16 protein-coding genes are annotated in these 18,397 nt (G+C 68.2%); all 16 read right to left on the bottom strand.

All coding sequences use genetic code 11. The features are described from left to right. A complete protein-coding gene (gene guaA / locus AB1446_08885; GenBank protein ID MEW6547018.1) occupies nt 1–1,530 on the bottom strand; it encodes a glutamine-hydrolyzing GMP synthase in 1,530 nt (509 codons plus the stop codon). Nucleotides 1,531–1,638: 108 nt separating this feature from the next. After that, on the bottom strand, nt 1,639–2,184 hold the full coding sequence (gene hpt, locus AB1446_08880) for a hypoxanthine phosphoribosyltransferase (GenBank protein ID MEW6547017.1): 546 nt from the start codon (nt 2,182–2,184) through the stop codon (nt 1,639–1,641). A 130-nt stretch (nt 2,185–2,314) separates the two neighbouring features. Then, nucleotides 2,315–3,658: a hypothetical protein gene (locus tag AB1446_08875; protein ID MEW6547016.1), complete on the bottom strand. Its 1,344-nt coding sequence runs from the start codon at nt 3,656–3,658 to the stop codon at nt 2,315–2,317. Nucleotides 3,659–3,862: 204 nt separating this feature from the next. Further along, nucleotides 3,863–4,345 (bottom strand): MogA/MoaB family molybdenum cofactor biosynthesis protein, encoded by a 483-nt coding sequence (locus AB1446_08870; GenBank protein ID MEW6547015.1) that lies wholly within the window; start codon nt 4,343–4,345, stop codon nt 3,863–3,865. Next, nucleotides 4,339–4,908: a cyclic pyranopterin monophosphate synthase MoaC gene (gene moaC / locus AB1446_08865; GenBank protein MEW6547014.1), complete on the bottom strand. Its 570-nt coding sequence runs from the start codon at nt 4,906–4,908 to the stop codon at nt 4,339–4,341. The genes AB1446_08870 and moaC overlap by 7 nt, the downstream gene beginning before the upstream one ends. Before the next feature lie 43 nt (nt 4,909–4,951). Continuing rightward, nucleotides 4,952–5,935 (bottom strand): GTP 3',8-cyclase MoaA, encoded by a 984-nt coding sequence (moaA, locus tag AB1446_08860; protein MEW6547013.1) that lies wholly within the window; start codon nt 5,933–5,935, stop codon nt 4,952–4,954. Between the two features lie 16 nt (nt 5,936–5,951). After that, nucleotides 5,952–7,877, bottom strand: a complete 1,926-nt coding sequence (locus tag AB1446_08855; GenBank protein MEW6547012.1) for a molybdopterin biosynthesis protein — start codon at nt 7,875–7,877, stop codon at nt 5,952–5,954. 65 nt (nt 7,878–7,942) lie between these two features. After that, nucleotides 7,943–9,208 (bottom strand): gephyrin-like molybdotransferase Glp, encoded by a 1,266-nt coding sequence (gene glp, locus AB1446_08850; protein ID MEW6547011.1) that lies wholly within the window; start codon nt 9,206–9,208, stop codon nt 7,943–7,945. Between the two features lie 86 nt (nt 9,209–9,294). Then, nucleotides 9,295–9,489, bottom strand: a complete 195-nt coding sequence (locus tag AB1446_08845) for a hypothetical protein (GenBank protein MEW6547010.1) — start codon at nt 9,487–9,489, stop codon at nt 9,295–9,297. 171 nt (nt 9,490–9,660) lie between these two features. Beyond that, complete coding sequence (locus AB1446_08840) at nt 9,661–10,509, bottom strand: 3-hydroxybutyryl-CoA dehydrogenase (GenBank protein MEW6547009.1); 849 nt, start codon at nt 10,507–10,509, stop codon at nt 9,661–9,663. 104 nt (nt 10,510–10,613) lie between these two features. Next, the gene (locus AB1446_08835; GenBank protein ID MEW6547008.1) at nt 10,614–11,798 is read right to left on the bottom strand and encodes an acetyl-CoA C-acetyltransferase; all 1,185 of its coding nucleotides are present in this window, start codon (nt 11,796–11,798) and stop codon (nt 10,614–10,616) included. Nucleotides 11,799–11,824: 26 nt separating this feature from the next. Then, nucleotides 11,825–12,613, bottom strand: a complete 789-nt coding sequence (gene fdhD, locus AB1446_08830) for a formate dehydrogenase accessory sulfurtransferase FdhD (protein ID MEW6547007.1) — start codon at nt 12,611–12,613, stop codon at nt 11,825–11,827. Between the two features lie 37 nt (nt 12,614–12,650). Continuing rightward, complete coding sequence (gene nuoE, locus AB1446_08825) at nt 12,651–13,130, bottom strand: NADH-quinone oxidoreductase subunit NuoE (protein ID MEW6547006.1); 480 nt, start codon at nt 13,128–13,130, stop codon at nt 12,651–12,653. A gap of 64 nt (nt 13,131–13,194) precedes the next feature. Continuing rightward, entirely contained in the window at nt 13,195–15,903 is a 2,709-nt protein-coding gene (fdhF, locus tag AB1446_08820; GenBank protein MEW6547005.1) for a formate dehydrogenase subunit alpha, read from the bottom strand. An 18-nt stretch (nt 15,904–15,921) separates the two neighbouring features. After that, nucleotides 15,922–17,763, bottom strand: coding sequence for an NADH-quinone oxidoreductase subunit NuoF (nuoF, locus tag AB1446_08815; protein MEW6547004.1), 1,842 nt, complete (start codon nt 17,761–17,763; stop codon nt 15,922–15,924). 178 nt (nt 17,764–17,941) lie between these two features. Further along, nucleotides 17,942–18,358, bottom strand: coding sequence for a hypothetical protein (locus AB1446_08810; protein ID MEW6547003.1), 417 nt, complete (start codon nt 18,356–18,358; stop codon nt 17,942–17,944). Between the last annotated feature and the right edge of the window lie 39 nt (nt 18,359–18,397).

Here is an 18,397-nt window from a genome sequence, read left to right as displayed (position 1 = left end):
CTACTCCCACTCGATGGTAGCGGGAGGCTTGGACGTTATGTCGTAGACCACCCGGCTAACAGCCGGCAGTTCATTCACGATACGAGTAGCGATGGATTCCAGCACGTCGTGGGGAAGCCGCGCCCAGTCGGCGGTCATGGCGTCTTCGCTTTCCACCGCGCGCACCGCCACCGTCCAGCCGTACGCCCGGGCGTCCCCCTTCACCCCGACGGAACGCGTGTCCGTCAACACGGCAAACGCCTGCCAGAGCCGGCGGTACCAGCCGGCCCGCTGGATCTCTTCGATAACGATGGCATCGGCCCGGCGCAGGACGGCCACCTTCTCGGGAGTGACTTTTCCCACGATGCGCACGGCCAGGCCCGGTCCGGGGAAGGGGTGCCGCCAGACCAGGGTTTCCGGCAACCCCAGGGCTTCCCCTACCGCCCGCACCTCGTCTTTGAAGAGTTCCCGCAGGGGCTCCACCAGCTTGAAGGTCATGTGCTCCGGCAGTCCCCCCACGTTGTGGTGGGTCTTGATGGTGGCGGCCGTGGCCGTGCCGCTCTCGATCACGTCCGGATACACGGTCCCCTGGACCAGGAACTCGACCGGTCCCAGGCGCGCTGCCTCCTCTTCGAAGATGCGCACGAACAGTTCCCCGACCCGCTGGCGCTTCACCTCGGGGTCGACCACACCCCGCAGGGCAGCGAAGAAGCGGTCGGCCGCCTTCACGTGGACCAGGGGCAGGCCGAATACGTCCCGGAAGGTGGCCACCACCTGCTCCGGCTCCCCTTCCCGCAGGAGACCGGTGTCCACGAACACACAGGTGAGGCGGTCGCCAATGGCCCGGTGGGTGAGGGCCGCCGCCACCGACGAGTCCACTCCTCCGGATAAGGCACATACCGCCCGCCCGTCGCCCACCTGCTCCCTCACGCGCTCGATCGCCTGGTCGATGAAAGAGGAGGTCGTCCACCCTCTCCGGCAACCGCACACCCGGAACAGGAAATTGGCCAGGACCTCCCTGCCCCGGGGCGTGTGCACGACCTCGGGGTGGAACTGCACCCCGTACAGCCGCCGGTCGGTGTCGGCCATCGCCACCACCGGGGCATTGGGAGTACGGGCCAGAACCCGGAACCCGGCCGGGGGTTCCCGCACCAGGTCGCCGTGGCTCATCCACACGTCCAGGGGCCCGGGACCGAGGCCAGCCAGGATGTCGTCTTCGTCCAGCAGCTCCACCCGGGCCCGCCCGAACTCGCACCTTTCCCCGCGCTCGACCGTGCCGCCCAGCAGGTAGGCCAGCAGCTGCATGCCGTAGCAGATCCCCAGCATCGGTACCCCCGCGCTCAACAACTCCGGATCAAGGCGGGGAGCACCCTCCGCGTACACGCTGGCCGGCCCGCCGCTCAGGATCAGGCCCGCCGGCCCCTCGCCCAGGATGCGGGACGCCGGCCAGTTGGCCGGCACGATTTTGCTGAACACACCCGCCTCACGCACCCGGCGGGCGATCAACTGGGCGTACTGCGCCCCGAAATCCAGCACCAGTATGACGTCCATCTCATCTCACCGGCCCCATCTCAGGGCCTCCCGCGCACGGACCAGCAACTCCGTCCAGCACCGTGCATCTTCCGCGCCAGTCACCGTCCCGCACGGTGCGGCATCCCATCAACCTCCCGTGCCGGTCGCTCCCGGCTCTGCCTCAAGCCGGGCGATGTAAGGCAATTCCCGGTAGCGTTCCTGGTAGTCGAGCCCGTACCCCACCACGAAGACGTTGGGTACTTCGAACCCCACGTAGTCCAGGGGTACCTTGACCCGGCGGTGGGCCGCTTTATCCAGCAGGGTACACACCTTCAGGCTGGCGGGATCCCGGGCCAGCAACAGATCGCACAGGTAGGAGAGGGTCAGCCCCGTGTCCACGATGTCCTCCACCAGCAGCACATGGCGGCCCTCGATACTGGTATCGAGGTCCTTGAGGATCCGCACCTGCCCTGACGTCACCGTGCTCTGCCCGTAACTGGACACCGCCATGAAGTCCACGTTAACCGGGACCGTCAGGTGCCGCACCAGATCGGCCAAAAAGATGACGGCCCCTTTGAGCACGCATACCAGCAGGGGCTCCTTGCCCTGGTAGTCCTGAGAGATCTCTTTCCCCAGTTTCTTCACCCTGTGCGCTATTTCCTCGGCCGTGATCAGCACATTCCGTTCTTCCATGGCAGCCCCCTCTGCTATTCTTCACCGCGCGCATCACCACCCAGCGCCCCTTAATCGCCTGGCAAGGGGCCCGGGCAGCCTTCCCTTAGCTTTCTTCACGCAGGGCCCTCCGTCCTGCCGAGGGCGGGGGTTACTCACCCCCGCCCTCAGCGGCAGTATCCGGAACGTGGGGTAACGCTTCCGGCTGCGGTGCCGGTACTGACGGGGAACCCTCCCCGCCGGGGAACAGGCGCGACAGCCACTGGCGGGCGGCCGAAAGCAGGCAGGCGGCTTCGCCAGCATGCCACACCGCCGCCCGGGACGGCAATTCGGCTGCTACACTCAGGCTGAGTTGGAGGTCGCCGGTATCGCCCATGGTGACGGCGACGGGGGTGATCACGCCCCAGGGAGAACGACCGGGATGGGGCACGGCTGCCCATCCCGGGTAAAACCGGGCAAAGCGCCGGTAGATTTCCCGGGAGATACGGCTGTCGGGGGCCTCCACGCCGCACAGGACGGGAAATAGCTGGGCCACCGCGTCCGGGTACCACTGCCGCCAGTTGGGCAGGCGCCGCGTGCCCGACATCTTGATCGCCCAGTAGTACTCGCCCCGACGGGGGTTGTACATCACCTGTCTCACACCCTGGCGTACGGCCTCGGCCCGGGCCGCCCAGTAGGCGGCGGACTCGGCGTCTCCCAGCCTGGCCAGCAGCCAGGCATAGTCGCTCAACCCCTGGTAGTTCTCGGCGTTGTCCATGAGGTACTTGACCCAGTGCCCGGGACGAGCCCAGGCCAGGCCATCGGCGTCCTGCAGGGCCACGATGACCCCCGCCACCAGGTCGAGTTCGCTGCGGTGATCGAGCACGAACCGGGTGTCACCCGTCACCTGCCAGTAGCGGGCCACTGCGGTGAGGAACGTAGCCGCATAGGCGTCGGCCGAATCGTACGATCCCGTGGGCACCTCGCGGTCCCCCTCGATGCGGTAATCGTACGCCGTCCCCACCAGGCCCCAGCGATCGGGCCGGTTGAGGTGGCTGAGGTACCAATCCAGGTGAGCCCTGACTTCCCCGGGATATTCCGGCAACAGCGACCAGGCGGCCTGGTTCGCAAAATAGGGGATGATGAGGTCGGATGCGGGCGCCACGGCAAAGGTGCCGCCGGGGGTGCGACAGGCCAGCAGCCATTCTGTCTGCTGGGACACCAGCCGCTCCAGCCCGGCACCGATGTCCGTCGCACCCACCGCCACCGGGCTCCCACCCTCATTGACGCCCGATGGAACAGGCCCAACTCCGCGCTGGTATACCCCCGGGGGCACGGTGTGGTACAACCGGTCACCGGCCAGTGTGCCCACCACCGTCTCTACCGCAATCTCCAACCGGGAGGGCACCTCACCCAGCCACGCAACCCGGGGATAGGCCCAGGCGCCTCCCACCAGCAATCCCGCTAACGTTACCACGCCCACGATGCACGCCAGGGGCTGTTTCGGAAATGCCATATGCCCCGCTCCCGCCCTGTCATCCCCGCATTGCATCCTTGCGGAGTTTACATAAGCAGTTAGCGGGGCAGACCGCTATCGCCTTTAACGTTCCCTAACAATTATGCTACAGGCATGTTACAGTGAGGCCAGCACCATGCACCAGCCCACACCTGCCCATCCCGACCTGCTACGGGGCATGCGGTGGCGGGGCCTGCCCGAGGATCAGCGGCGCAGGCGGGCGCAGTCGATCGCCTTTCCCTGGAGGAGTTCCACCGCATGGGGCAGGGCGGGCAACAGCACCTCCAGGCTCTCCTGCACAGCGCGGGGGCTGCCGGGCAGGTTGACTACCAGGGTGCTCCCCCTGACTCCCGCCACGCCCCGCGAAAGCATGGCATGGGGGGTTTTCCTCGTTCCCGCCGCCCGCAGGGCCTCGGCGATGCCGGGCACCTCCCGCTCGATGATCGCCCGCGTCGCCTCGGGTGTGCGGTCGCGGGGTCCCAGCCCGGTACCGCCGGTGGTCAGGATGACGTCCACCCCGAGGCCATCCGCCATGTACTTCATTTCCATGGCCAGGGCCCCCTCTTCGTCGGGCAGGACCTTCTGGTGGACGATCTCCATGCCCGCCTTCTCCAGGATGGCGGCAATGAGGGGACCGCTTTCGTCCTGCCGCTCGCCCCGGTAGGCGCTGTCGCTTGCGGTTAAGATCCCTGCTCTGATTTTTCGCTGGAGGGCCAGGGCTCCTCACCTCCCCTCTGCCACCGGCCGCTGCGCCCGCCTTCCTTGCGGACCAGGCGCACCTGGCCGATGACCATGTCCCTGTCGACTCCCTTGCACATATCGTAAACCGCCAGGGCCGCCCCCATGACGCCGGTGAGTGCCTCCATCTCAGCTCCGGTGGGAGCCCGGGTGCGCACGGTGGCCTGGATGAGTACGCGGGCGGTGGCATCCTCCGCGGCCGCGCCCGGCGCGGCGACGGAAGGGTCCTCCAGTCTAAGGTCGACCTGTACGTGGTCCAGGGGCAGGGGATGACAGAGGGGGATCAGACGGGCAGCCTCCTTGGCGGCCATGATCCCCGCCACCCGGGCCACGGCCAGCACATCCCCCTTGGGCAGGGCGGCACGCCTGATGAGCTCCAGGGTGCGGGGAGCCATGGTCACCTGGCCCCGTGCCACCGCCTCCCGTAAGGAAGGTTCTTTCCCCGACACGTCCACCATCCGCACTTGCCCGGCCTCATCCAGGTGGGTGAGACCCGTGTTCCGTTCACTCATCCTCAGCAGTCCCCTTCCGCTGGCGTCCCGCTCACGCCTGCAGCTAGCCGCCCAGGCGGGACATCTGCCGCCCGCATGCCACCTCGTCGGGCGTCATGTGGTGCTCGCGGGGCTTCTGGGACACGGCCAGGGCGATGAGGCGAGCCAGATCGTCATCCGTCGCCCCTGAACGCAAAGGACCGCGCACGTCCACCTCGCCCACCCCGGCCAGACAGGGGCTCAGATGCCCGTACGACGTGAGACGCAGTCGGTTACACCCCTGGCAGAAGTGCTGGCTGAGCGGGGTGATGAGGCCCAGTCTCCCGGGCGCACCCCGGTAGGCGAAATAGCGGGCGGGGCCACCACCATCGCCGGCAGGGGTGGAAACCTCCTCGACGGGGCCCAGCGCCTGCAACCGGGGCCAGATGGTTTCCGCGGGCAGGTACCGGCGCTCCTGCCCTAACCCATTTTCCCCCAGAGGCATGATCTCGATGAACCTCACCCACAGGGGATACTCCCGGGTCAGGCGGGCAAAATCCTCCACCTCATCGTCGTTGATACCCGCCATCAGCACCACGTTCACCTTGACCGGCACCAGTCCCTCGCGCAGGGCGGCCATTATCCCCGCCCACGCGCGTCCAAATTCCGGACGGCGGGTGATCCAGGCAAACCTGTCCTCGCGCAGAGTGTCCAGGCTCACGTTCACCCGGTGCAACCCGGCCCGGCGCAGGTCCCGAGCCATGTCCGCAAGGAGCACGCCGTTGGTGGTGAGGGAAACATCGGTTATGCCGGGGATGGACGCCAGCCGCCTCACGAATCCCACGATGCCCTTGCGCACCAGTGGCTCCCCGCCCGTCACCCGCACCCGCCAGAAGCCCAGCCGCGCCGCCACCCGCACCAGCCGCTCGATCTCCTCGTAGCGGAGGACATCGGCATGGGCGATGGACTCCACGCCCTCCTCGGGCATGCAGTAGCGGCAGCGCAGGTTGCAGCGGTCGGTCACCGAGACCCGCAAGTAATTAATCTCCCGGCCGAAGGCATCCCGCACCCCCGTCGCCCCCCCCTCACAGCGGGCCGACCTCCTGCCCGTCGCCGTCGGCCGGTCGATAGCCGCCCATGGCCTCCAGGGCGCGGGCAAAGGCATCGCTCCGCACCACCTCCACCAGGGCGCGGACGCGCTCGTCGCCGAACGTCTCGGGCAGGAAAGCCAGGTCGTACCGCTCCTCGGCCACCGGGATGAACTCCAGCCCCAGGGCGCGGGCGGCGCTCAGCACCCCCAGGCCAGCGTCGGCCGTCCCGCTCTCAACGGCCACGGCCACCTGAGCGTGGGTGAACAGTTCCCGCGCATAACCGTTCACCTGGCGGGGAGAGATTCCCTTCCGGCCGAGCAGCCAGTCCAGCAGGACCCGCGTCCCCGACCCCCGCTGGCGGTTCACAAAGGTAACATCCGGGCGGGCAAGATCTTCAATCCCGTGGATCCCCTTGGGGTTTCCCTTCCCCACCATGATCCCCTGCTGCCGGAAGTGCAGGGGAAACAGGATCACCCTGCGTTCGGGAAGCAATCGCCGCACGTAGGCAACATTGTACTCGCCGCTTTCGGGGTCGAGCAGGTGACATCCCGCCGCATGGCACTCCCCTCGCCCCAGAGCTACCAGGCCGGCCAGGCTACCCACGTTGGCGGAACTCAGTCCCAGTCCGGGGAACCGCTCACTCATGAGGCTGCTCACCACGTCCAGGGCGGGATCGTGACTTCCCGTCACCAGCAGGCGGCCCTCTATTTCCTCCCGGCTCCGCAGGAGCTGCACCTCCACCCCATGGCCCTCCGGGAACCCTTCCACCCCTGCGGGCACCACCAGCCAGCCATCGGCCCGCACCAGGCTGGTGGTCACTCCCGCTCCGCGGGGCAAAGGCGTCACCACCAGTTCATCCCCGACCCGGCCCACGCGCACCCGCACGAATTCCTCCACTCCCGCACTGGAGGCCAGGCGCCGGGTCAGCCGCCCGCGCACCACCTCACGGGCGGGGGGCGGAAGCCCCTGCCAGGCAAGCACCAGGGGCCGCACGAACAGTTCCATGGCCAGCACGGCCGACACCGGGTACCCGGGGATACCCACCGCCGCCTTGCCGTCCACCTTCCCCAACACTACCGGCTTGCCCGGCCGGGTGTTGACCCCGTGCACCAGCACCTCGCCGCACTCTGCCATGGCCCGGGCGGTATAGTCGCCCGAGCCGGCCGAGGAACCCCCGATGGTGAGCACCAGGTCGCATTCCCCCGCCGCCCGCAGCATGGCTTCCCGCACGGTCCCGGGGTCATCCGGAACCGGCGGGTACACCACGTGATCCGCTCCCCACTCGGCCAGCATTCCGGCCAGGATAGCCGAGTTGAATTCGGGGATCTGCCCCGGCGCCATGGCTTCGCCGGGGGGCACCAGTTCGTCTCCCGTAGGCACGATGGCCACCCGGGGACGACGCCGCACCGGTACCTGGGTCACCCCTGCCGCCAGCAACGCCCCCACGTCGACGGGGCGCAACCGGTGTCCGGCCGGGACCACCATCTCGCCGACCACCACGTCCTCCCCCACGGGACGCACGTTGTCCCAGGGGGGCACGGAGGCGATCACCTCCAGGCGACCGTCGGGCAGGAGGTGCAGATCCTCGCTCATGATGACCGCGTCGCGCCCGGGGGGCAGGGGGTCACCCGTGTCCACCGGGTCGTACCGGTCCGGGCTGAGAACCACGGGATGAGACTCGCTGGCCCCTGCCGCGTCCCGGCTGGACACGGCCACGCCGTCCATGGCGGCGGCGTGATAATGAGGCCAGGAGACTGCAGCGAACACCGGCGCCGCGGTGACCCGGCCCACCGCGCGGCCGGTGGGTACCAGTTCCCCCTCGGTGCGCCCCTGGCGCCCCGGCCCCAGCACGGCGTCCAGGAACACCTCCTGTGCCTCCTGCCAGGCCACCGTTTTCAGGTAGACGTCCTTCCGCAACACTTTCCAACCTCCAGCACGCCAGCCGCGGTCACCACGAAGGGATGGTACCCCCCCTGGCTCCTCTCTTAAACGGGCAGGATCGGCATTACCTCCACCTCTTCACCCTGGGCCAGGCCGGTGGCCTCCGCCGGGATGCGCACCAGCCCCCAGGCCCGCGCCAGGGTGGAAATCAGCCCCGACTTCCCCAGGACGGGATGGGCCACCAGCACCCCGCCGTCCCGGCACAGACTCACCCGCACGTACTCCTCCACCCCCGGCCGGGAGGCCAGGTTGCGCCCCAGACGGGCACGCACGGTTGCCTCCACCGGGAAAGGTTCTGCCCCCGCCAGGAATCGCAGCACCGGGCGCACCAGCAGGTAAAAGGTGACCAGGGCGGATACGGGATGGCCGGGCAACCCGAAGATGGGCCTGCTGCGCGCAACGGCGGCGATGACGGGCTTGCCCGGCCTCACGGCCACGCCATGAACCAGGATGCCGGGTTCCCCCAGGGAAGCGATGGCCTGGGCCACCAGGTCGCGAGCACCCACCGAGCTACCGCCCGACACCAGCAGGCAGTCGGCCCGCAATCCTTCCTGCAGCGCACGGTCAAGGGCAGGACGGTCGTCGGGCACGATCCCCAGCAGGCGGGGGTTCCCTCCCTCGGCCTGCACCGCCGCCGCCAGAGTATGAGAATTCACGTCCCGGACCCGGCCCGGACCCGGCGTCTCCCCGGGAGGCACCAGTTCGTCCCCCGTGGAGACGATGGCCACCCGGGGACGCACGAACACCGGCAATTCCGTATATCCCAGGGCGGCGGCCACCCCCAGGTCCGGCGCCCGCAGGACGCGGCCCCGCCGGATCACCACCTGGCCCGCAGCCACGTCCTCCCCGGGACGCACCAGGTTCTCCCCCGGGGAAACCGGCCGCATCACGGCCACCGTGCCGTCCCCGGGCGTCTCGGTGTGCTCCAGCATGACCACCGCATCGGCGCCCGCGGGGAGCGCCCCCCCGGTGGCCACGGCCATGCACTCGCCGTCTCCCAGGTGCCGCTCCGCCGCCTGCCCCATGCGCAGTTCTCCCGCCAGCGTCAGGTACGCGGGCAGAGATTCGCTGGCGCCGAAGGTATCCTGGGCCCGCACCGCATACCCGTCCACCGTGGAACGCGCAAACCCGGGCACGTCCTCGCGCGCCACCAGGTCCGCAGCCAGCACCCTGCCCAGGGCTTCCTCCAGCCCCACCAACTCAACCGCCCGGGCGTGCCCGGGCGCCCCAGCCCCCCCCGACGGCGGAGCCGCCAATGTGGCCAGGATTTTCTCCTGTGCCTGCCGCACTGTCACCACCTTGAAGAACAAAACCGCCTCACCGCCCTGACTGCCAACGGCACCTGCTGCCCCACGCCAGCGACCATCCTACTGCCCCGAACAGTATGACCGTCCCCTCACTTAAAGCATCCCAGTTGACAGGCAACTATCTTGATACCCAGGCGATCGGCCAGTTCGCCCACGCGGGCCGGCGGAATCTTCAGTTCCCGGGCCAACTCCAGGGCCCGGGCACAGGGGAGCCGTCCGTCCCGGGCTGCCTCCCGCACCGACCGTGCCGCCTGATCCAGTTCACCATGCTCGCGTTCCGTCATGCAGTTCAGCCTCCGCCCTCTGCCAGCATCGCCTGCCCCGGCAAGCAAGTCTTATGCCTGACTGCCGCAGCAAGCGTTCGCGCTCTCTCTGGAACGCCACCGTTATGCTCAGGCAGGTATTTCGACCCCACGGAGCACTATACCTCCAGGATCGCCTGCCTGGCCACCACTTCAGTAGGTGTAAAAGCCGCGGCCCGTCTTGCGCCCCAGCAGACCCGCACTTACCATGCGCCGCAGCAGGGGACAGGGCCGGTACCTGGGGTCACCCAGGCCACGGTGCAGCGTCTCCAGGATGGCCAGGCAGGTATCGAGGCCGATCAGATCAGCCAGGGCCAGGGGCCCCATGGGATGGTTCATGCCCAGCTTCATCACTGTGTCTATGTCTTCGGCCGAAGCCACACCTTCCATCAGGCAGTAGATGGCTTCGTTGATCATGGGGAACAGAACCCGGTTGGCCACGAATCCCGGATAGTCCTGCACTGTCACCGGGGTCTTCCCCATACGCACGGCCAGGTCGCGGATCACCCGGTGGGTCTCGTCGGAAGTCAGGTGGCCGCGCACGATCTCCACCAGTTGCATAACCGGGACCGGGTTCATAAAATGCATGCCTATAAACCGGTCCGGACGCCGGGTACTCGACGCCAGTTCCGTGATGGGCAGCGACGAGGTGTTCGATGCCAGGATGGTGGCCGCCGGGCAGATGCGGTCCAGTTCGGCGAACAGGTCCTTCTTGGCCTGTAGATTCTCGACTATCGCCTCTATGACCACGTCGGCATCCGCGGCCCCGTCCAGGTCCAGCGTGGTCTGGAGCCGGTCCAGGATAGCCTGTTGCTCCTCGGGCGTGATGCGGCCCTTCTCCACGCTGCGTTGCAGGTTGCGGCGGATGGTGGCCATTCCTTTCTCGGTGAATTCCGGGGCGATATCCCGCATGGTTACCTGCAGACCGGCCTGGGCTGCCACCTGCGCTATGCCGGAGCCCATCTGGCCTGCTCCCACCACGAAAACCCTCCGTACTTCCATACCAGTCCCCTCCCTTCTGCACGGGTACCGTGCCCGCCTGCGCTTCCACCCTGCCGGGCGACATCATACACCCAGGATTGATCCGCCAGCGCCACCCCGGCGCCTCAGGGCTCGACGCGGATGACGGTGGCCTCGCCCTGGCCCCCGCCCGCGCACAGGCAGGCCACCCCCAGGCCGCCTCCCCGCCGGCGCAGTTCGAAGGCCAGAGTGAGCAGGATACGCGCCCCCGACGCCCCGATGGGATGCCCGAGCGCCACCGCCCCACCGTTGACGTTCACCTTCTCCTCGGGCCAGTCGCCCAGCTTCATGTTCACCAGTGCTACCGCAGCAAACGCCTCGTTCACCTCGATCAGGTCCACGTCGGCGAAGGTAAGTCCCGCCTTTTGCAGGGCAGCCTGCGCGGCCGGATAGGGGGTGAGGGGAAACTCCTCCGGTGGCCGCGACACCCAGCCCTGGGACACGATGGTGGCCAGGGGCTTCAACCCCAATTCCTTCGCCCTGCGCCCGGACATGAGCACCAGGGCAGCGGCGCCGTCGTTGATCCCGGGTGCGTTGCCGGCGGTGATGGTGCCGTCGGGCAAGAACACCGGCTTGAGGGAAGCCAGCTTCTCGGGGGAGGTGTCCGGCCGGGGGGATTCATCGGTATCGAATACCACCGGCGGCCCCTTGCGCTGGGGAACCTCCACCGGCACGATCTCCTCCTTCAGGCGCCCCGCCCGGATGGCGTCCAGCGCCCGCACGTGGCTGCGGTACGACCAAGCGTCCTGCTCTTCGCGGCCGATCCCGTACTGGCGCGACACCCGGTCGGCATGGACCCCCATGTGGACGTCGTGGAAAGCGCACCACAGCCCGTCGTTCACCGTGGCGTCCACCAGGGTCTGGTTCCAAAGCCGGTAACCCCAGCGGGCGCCGGGAACCAGGTAGGGGCTGCGGCTCATGTTCTCCATCCCGCCGGCCACCGCGATCTCCAGGTCGCCGGCCCGGATGAGGGCATCGGCTATGTTCACACAGCGCAGTGACGACGCACAGACCTTGTTGATGGTATCGCTGGGGACGTGATGCGGTATCCCCGCCTTGATGGCAGCCTGCCGGGCCGGACTCTGTCCCGCCCCCGCCTGCACCACCATCCCCATCAGCACGTACTGCACCTGCTCGGCGGATATCCCCGCCCTGCCCAGCGCCCCGCGGATGGCGAGTGCCCCCAGTTCGGCCGCGGCAATATCTCTCAGGCTGCCTCCGAAGCTACCGAATGGGGTCCGGCATCCGCTCACTATTACCGTTTCCTGCATCTGCTCTCCCCCCCGCATGTTTGGGTTCAAGCCATCACTCTCTCGGGAAACGTGTACACGTTGAGGTGACCCGCCCGGGCGAACCCCACCAGGGTGAGGCCGGTCAGGTAAGCCAGCCGGATACCCAGGGAGGTGGGCGCCGCCCGCGATACCAGGACGGGAGCCCCCAGGCGACTCACCTTGAGGACGATGTCCGACGACAGGCGCCCCGTGGTGAGCACCACCAGGCCCTGCGCACTCTGCGGCCCGGCTGCGCGGCGAGTGAGCCACCATCCGGCGATCTTGTCGATGGCGTTGTGCCTGCCTACGTCTTCCCTCAGGCAGAGGATCCCCCCTCGCTGTGCCAGAGCGGCCGCGTGCGTCGCGCCCGTCACCCGGTGCACCGGGGCCCGGGTGAGGCCGGCCAGCAAGTCCATTATCTCCGCCACGGTTACGCACAGGTTACCGGAAATTGTGGGGAGCTCCGATTGGCGTTCTGGGAAAGCCTGGCCGCAACCGGTGGGGACGAGGCGCGCCGCCTGCCAGCCAGTCAGGCGAGCCTCTGCCCCCGCGGCCAGGGTAACCTCCACCCGCCCGGCACCCGGTTCCGCTTCCACCTTCAGGTCCCGTACTTCGTCCGGCGACAAAATGAGGCCCCCGGTGTAAAGGAATCCGAGGGCCAGTTCGTCCAGGTGCTCCGGTGTACACATGAGGGTGGCCAGTTCCCGGCCCTGGCACACCAGGGTGACAGGGTACTCCTGGGCCACCCGGTCACCCACTTCCTCCTCCGACCCGCCTCGTATGCGGCGGACTACCACCGCCATTACTGGTTCCACAGCCAATCCCCACCCCCCGTCCTCGGCGGTAGGGTCATCAGGCAAACTGGGCCAGCACCTCCTTGACCCTCTGGGGGTTGAGGCGGGCGAATGTCTGGTCGTTCACCATCATGGTGGGGGCAAGGCCACAGCAACCAAGGCAGGCTACCCGCTCCAGGGTGAACTTCAGGTCGGGCGTGGTCTCCCCGGGGGCAATCCCCAGTTCCTTGCTCACGGCCTCCAGCACCTTTTCTCCGCCCCGCACGTGACAGGCCGTCCCCAGGCAGACCCGGAGGACATACTTGCCCCGCGGCTTGAGGTGGAACTGGGCGTAAAAGGTGATAACCCCGTACGCCTTGCTGAGGGGAATCTTCAGCCAGCGGGCGGCTTCCTCCACCGCCTCCCGGGGGAGGTAGCCGAACTCGGCCTGGATGTCCTGCATGATGGGAATGAGTCTGGAAGGGGCCGTCCCGTGACGACGCAGGATGGGCTCCAGCCTTTGCTTCAGTTCCTGGGGCCTGGGGGCAACGGCAGCCACAGCGGGAACACCTCCTCATGCCTGGGGCGCAGGTCTCGTCGGGCACCGGCCGACCGGGGCGGGTTCAGGCGGGGCGGATGCGCACGGCACACACCTTGAGTTCGGGGATGCGGGCCCGGGGGTCGAGGGCCGGGTTGGTGAGCACGTTCGCCGCCGCCTCGGCGTAGTGGAAGGGGATGAACACCACCCCGGGGGCGGTGCGATCCGTCACCAGCGCCCGCAGGCAGATGGAGCCCCGGCGAGAGGTGACCTCGACCATATCCCCGTCCCGGACGCCCAGGCGGGCAGCCGTCTCCGGGTGCACCTCCACGTAGGGGTGGGGCCGGATGGCCTGCAGGCCCCGGGACCGCCGGGTCATGGAACCGGTGTGGTAGTGGAACAGGATGCGGCCCGTGGTCAGGTAGAGCGGATATTCGGAATCGGGGACCTCGGCGGGAGGACGGAACTCCAGGGGGAACAGCCGGGCCCTGCCGCGCGCGAACTTCTCCCGGTGCAGGATGGGCGTCCCCGGATGGCCGGGGTGCGGGCACGGCCACTGCTTGCCGTCCTCCCCCAGGTACGGGTACCCCATGCCGCCGTAGCTGGGCACCAGGCGGGCGATCTCGTCCATGATCTCGGCCGGGGACCCGTAATGCATGGGATATCCCATCCGGGTGGAAATGCGGCAGATGATCTCCCAGTCGGGCAGCGCCTCCCCGGGCGGCAGGATGGCCCGGCGCAACCTTTGCACCCGCCGCTCGGTGTTGGTGAAGGTGCCTTCCTTCTCGGCGAAGGCAGCGGCGGGCAGCACAACGTGGGCCAACCGGGCGGTCTCGGTGAGGAAGATGTCCTGCACCACCAGGAACTCGAGAGACCGGAGGGCTTCTTCCACGTGGCCCAGGTCGGGGTCGGACAGCATGGGGTTCTCCCCCATGATGTACATGCCCCGGATGCGGCCCCGGGAAGCCGCCTCCATCATCTCCACCACGGTGAGGCCGTCCCCGGTGGGGAGGGACCGTCCCCAGGCGGCCTCGAACTTCTGGCGCAACCCTTCGTCCCGGTAGGACTGGTATCCGGGCAGGACGTTGGGCAGGCCGCCCATGTCGCAGGCGCCCTGCACGTTGTTCTGGCCACGCAGGGGATTGACCCCCGTGCCCTCCCGGCCCACCTGACCGCAGATGGCCGCCAGGGCGGCGATGGCCAGCACATTATCGGTGCCGGTGGTGTGCTGGGTGATCCCCATGGCGTACAGGATGGCGGCCCGTTCCGCCCGCGCGTACTCACGTGCCGCCTGGCGGATGAGGCCGGCGGGGACTCCGGTGACCTCCTGGGCGTACTCGGGCGTGAGCCCCGCTACCGAGGCACGCAGATCCTCGATCCCCTCGGTGCGCTCGGCCACGAAATCCCTGTTTTCCAACCCCTCCTCAAGGATGACGTGGATCATGGCCCCCAGGAGGGCTACATCAGTGCCGGGCAGGTGCTGCAGGAAAATGTCAGCCCGCTCCGCCAGCTCCGTGCGGCGGGGATCGGCGACGATGAGCCTTGCCCCCGCCCGCAGCCCCCGCTTCACCCGCAGGGACAGCACGGGGTGGCCCTCGGTGGTGTTGGAGCCGATGACAAAGTACAGGCTGGCCTGCTCCAGGTCGGCCAGGGAGTTGGTCATGGCCCCGCTGCCGTACGCCATCCCCAGTCCCACCACGGAGGAGGCGTGACACAGGCGGGCGCAGTGGTCCACGTTGTTGGTGCCCCACACCGCCCGCACCAGTTTCTGGAACAGGTAGTTTTCCTCGTTGGTGCACTTGGCCGAACACAGGCCCGCCAGGCTGTCGGACCCGTACTTTTCCTTGATCTCGCCCAGCCGACGCGCCACCAGGTCCAGGGCCTCGTCCCAGGTGGCCTCCCGGAAGGTGTCGCCTTCCCGGATAAGGGGCCGGGTGAGCCGGTCGGGGCTGTGGAGGAAGTCCCAGCCGAAGCGGCCCTTGACGCACAGCAGCCCTTCGTTGGTGGGGCCATCCCCGCCGCTGGCCCCCACCACGCGCCCCCCGCGGCCGTTGCGGCCATCGCGGACTTCCAGGTCGAGGGAGCAACCCACACCGCAGTACGGGCATACCGTGCGCACCTTGCGGATCTCCCAGCGCCGGCCCTGTCCCACCGATAGCTTGGGCTGCAGGGCCCCGGTAGGGCACGCGGCCACGCAGTTACCGCAGAACACGCAGGGGCTGTCCTCCAGGCCCACCTCGTAGGCGGTGGCCACCTTGGTGCGGAACCCCCGGTAAGCGTAGTCGATGGCGTTAACCGCCATCACCTCGTCGCACACCCGGATGCAACGCCCGCACATGATGCACTTGTCGTGGAACCGGTAAAAAAAGGGGTTGGACTCGTCGGGCGGGTAGTCCCGCCGCTCACCATCGTAACTGGTGCGCGCCACCCCGTACCGGTAAGCGTACTCCTGCAGGGTGCAGTCGCCGCATTTCTCGCACGTGAGGCACTCGGCGGAGTGGTTGGCCAGGATGAGATCCAGGATCACCCGACGCGCCTCCACCACCCGTTCGGACTCGCTGTGCACCACCATGCCGGGCGCCACCGGAGTGGTGCACGAGGTGGGGAGCCCGCGGGCGCCCTCGATCTCGACCACGCACAGCCGGCACGCCCCGCTGGGTTTCAACCAGGGATGGTGGCACAGATGCGGGATCTCGACCCCAGCCGCCCGGGCGGCCTCGAACACCGTGGTACCGGCGGGAACGTTCACCTGCCGCCCGTCTATGGTCAAAGTGACGATTTGCGTGGCATTCACCGGGTGCTCACCATCCTCTCAGTGGCTGATGGCGCCGAAGGGGCAGGTGGCCTCGCAGGCACCACAACGGATGCACAGGGACGGATCGATGACGTGGGGCTGCCGCCTCTCTCCCGAGATGGCACCCGACGGGCAGGAGCGCTTGCAGAGCAAGCATCCCCGACAAAGCTGGGGATCGATGCGGTAGTCGCGCAATCCCGCGCACACCCGGGCGGGGCAGCGCTTGTCCACGACGTGGGCGCGGTACTCGTCCCGGAAATAGCGGAGCGTGGTGAGCACCGGATTGGGAGCGGTCTGGCCCAGCCCGCACAGGGAAGTGTCCTTGACCACCCGGGCCAGCTGCTCCAGCCGATCGAGATCTTCGGGGTCTCCCTTGCCCTCGGAGATCCGGGTCAGGATCTCCAGCATGCGCCTGGTGCCCTCCCGGCAGGGCGTGCACTTACCGCAGGACTCGCTCTGGGTGAAGTTGAGGAAGAAGCGGGCGATGTCCACCATGCAACTGTCTTCGTCCAGGACCACCACGCCACCGGAACCCATGATGGCGCCCGTGGCCGTCAGGGAGTCGTAGTCGATGGGGGTGTCCAGCAGGGCTTCGGGCAGACAGCCCCCGGATGGCCCCCCGATCTGCACCGCCTTGAAGCGCTTGCCTTCTTTGATGCCCCCGCCCACATCGAATATGAGTTCCCGCAGCGTGAGGCCCATGGGGACCTCCACCAGCCCGGTGCGGGCCACCTTGCCGGCCAGGGAGAACACCTTGGACCCCTTGCTGCGCTCGGTGCCCACGGAGGCGAACCAGTCCGCCCCGTGGGTGATGATGGCGGGGACGTTGGCGTAAGTCTCCACGTTGTTGATGTTGGTGGGCTGGCCCCACAGACCCGACTGGGCGGGAAAGGGAGGCCGGGGACGGGGCATCCCCCGTTCCCCCTGGATGGAAGCCAAAAGCGCCGTCTCCTCACCGCAGACGAAGGCGCCGGCGCCCTCCTTGATATGCAGATCGAAGGAAAAATCGGTGCCGAGCACGTGGTCACCCAGCAGCCCCCACGCACGGGCCTGCTCGATGGCCAGCTTGAGGTGCTTCACCGCCAGGGGGTACTCGGCCCGCACGTACAGGTAGCCTTCGTCGGCCCCGATGGCATAGGCGGCGATCATCATGCCCTCCAGGACCGAGTGGGGATCGCCCTCCAGCACACTGCGGTCCATGAAGGCACCCGGGTCGCCCTCGTCACCGTTGCACACCACGTACTTCTTCCTGCCGTTGGCCCGGCGGGTGGCCTCCCACTTGCGCCCGGTGGGGAAACCGGCACCCCCCCGCCCACGCAGTCCCGAGCGCAGCACCTCGTCGATCACCTGCTCTGGTGTCATCCCGGTCAGGACCTTTAGCAGGGCCCCGTATCCGCCCCAGGCCAGGTAGTCCTCGATGCTGCGGGGATCGATGAAGCCGCAGCGGGCCAGCACCAGCCGGCGCTGCTTGGCATAGAAGGGAAGCTCGCGGTAGGGTTGAGCGGGGTCGGTAATTCGCCCCACCAGGTGTTCCTCCACCGGGTGCCCCTCGAGCACGTGCTTCTCCACGATATCGGGCACCACCTCGGGTGACACGTGTCCGTAGGTGATGCGGGGCTCACCCGGGCGGATCACATCGAGCAGGGGCTCGGACTCGCACATGCCGATGCATCCCGTCCGCACCATCCTGGCCGGGATACCACGCCGGCCCAGCTCTTCCTCCACCCTGTCCCAAACAGCCTGAGCCCCCGCCGCCAGACCGCACGTCCCCATTCCCACGTATATCTCGAGCCCGGGGGAACGCGTCCTCTCTGCCATGAGCTGCTGCCGCCGCCGGGAAAACTCCTCCAGACCGAGCATGGACGACTCCTCCGTTTCCTGACCGGGCGCTCAGACACTGGCTAATTCGCTTCTTGCCCCACCGCCTCCTGCCTGTACCGCCCTGCCACGCCACGGCCGCAAAGCACCCCACCCTTCCGCAGCACGCCGTGCCCGCGGCTCCACTCCGCTGGTGCCGTGGCGCCGTGCCAGCGGTCGCTCAGGGCTCCAGGCGGCGGCCCGGCCGATGGCCGCGGTCCTGGGCAACCTCGTCGAGGTAGCGGGTCACCACATAGAGCAGGGTGGCCGGCAACGCGCTCATGGCCACCAGGTGCACCCAGAACACGTCGTAAAACCACATGGTCATCAGGGCCTGGGCCACCGCCAGGGGAACGCCCCACAGGAAGTGGGGGAAGAGGTGGTGGGCAAGATAGTCGTCCCAGTAAAGCCAGGTGCGCCGGCGGGGTTCCAGGCGCCAGTAGGAAAGATCACCGGCCAGCCTGGTGATGAGGACCAGAGCCAGCAGGCGCACAAACCCCGGCATCCCCGACCAGGCCAGTTGGGCCAGGTCGCAGAGTACCTCGGCCGCGGCAAAGGCACATATGGCAACCACGCCCAGTCTTTGCGCCCTCGTCATCTTCGGCTGACCACACTAAAGGGTACCCCGTCGACCACG

It is taken from the genome of Bacillota bacterium, from assembly GCA_040757085.1.
GTDB lineage: Bacteria > Bacillota > Sulfobacillia > JACIYH01 > JACIYH01 > JACIYH01.
This window is presented reverse-complemented; position numbering and strand designations above follow the sequence as displayed.

What these genes read in the sequence shown, in the direction of transcription:
- AB1446_08835 (MEW6547008.1), bottom strand. Translation starts at nt 11,798, where the DNA reads ATGCAGGAAACGGTAATAGTGAGCGGATGCCGGACCCCATTCGGTAGC.
- AB1446_08810 (MEW6547003.1), bottom strand. Translation starts at nt 18,358, where the DNA reads ATGACGAGGGCGCAAAGACTGGGCGTGGTTGCCATATGTGCCTTTGCC.
- AB1446_08845 (MEW6547010.1), bottom strand. Translation starts at nt 9,489, where the DNA reads ATGACGGAACGCGAGCATGGTGAACTGGATCAGGCGGCACGGTCGGTG.
- nuoF (MEW6547004.1), bottom strand. Translation starts at nt 17,763, where the DNA reads ATGCTCGGTCTGGAGGAGTTTTCCCGGCGGCGGCAGCAGCTCATGGCA.
- AB1446_08875 (MEW6547016.1), bottom strand. Translation starts at nt 3,658, where the DNA reads ATGGCATTTCCGAAACAGCCCCTGGCGTGCATCGTGGGCGTGGTAACG.
- guaA (MEW6547018.1), bottom strand. Translation starts at nt 1,530, where the DNA reads ATGGACGTCATACTGGTGCTGGATTTCGGGGCGCAGTACGCCCAGTTG.
- hpt (MEW6547017.1), bottom strand. Translation starts at nt 2,184, where the DNA reads ATGGAAGAACGGAATGTGCTGATCACGGCCGAGGAAATAGCGCACAGG.
- AB1446_08840 (MEW6547009.1), bottom strand. Translation starts at nt 10,509, where the DNA reads ATGGAAGTACGGAGGGTTTTCGTGGTGGGAGCAGGCCAGATGGGCTCC.
- moaC (MEW6547014.1), bottom strand. Translation starts at nt 4,908, where the DNA reads ATGAGTGAACGGAACACGGGTCTCACCCACCTGGATGAGGCCGGGCAA.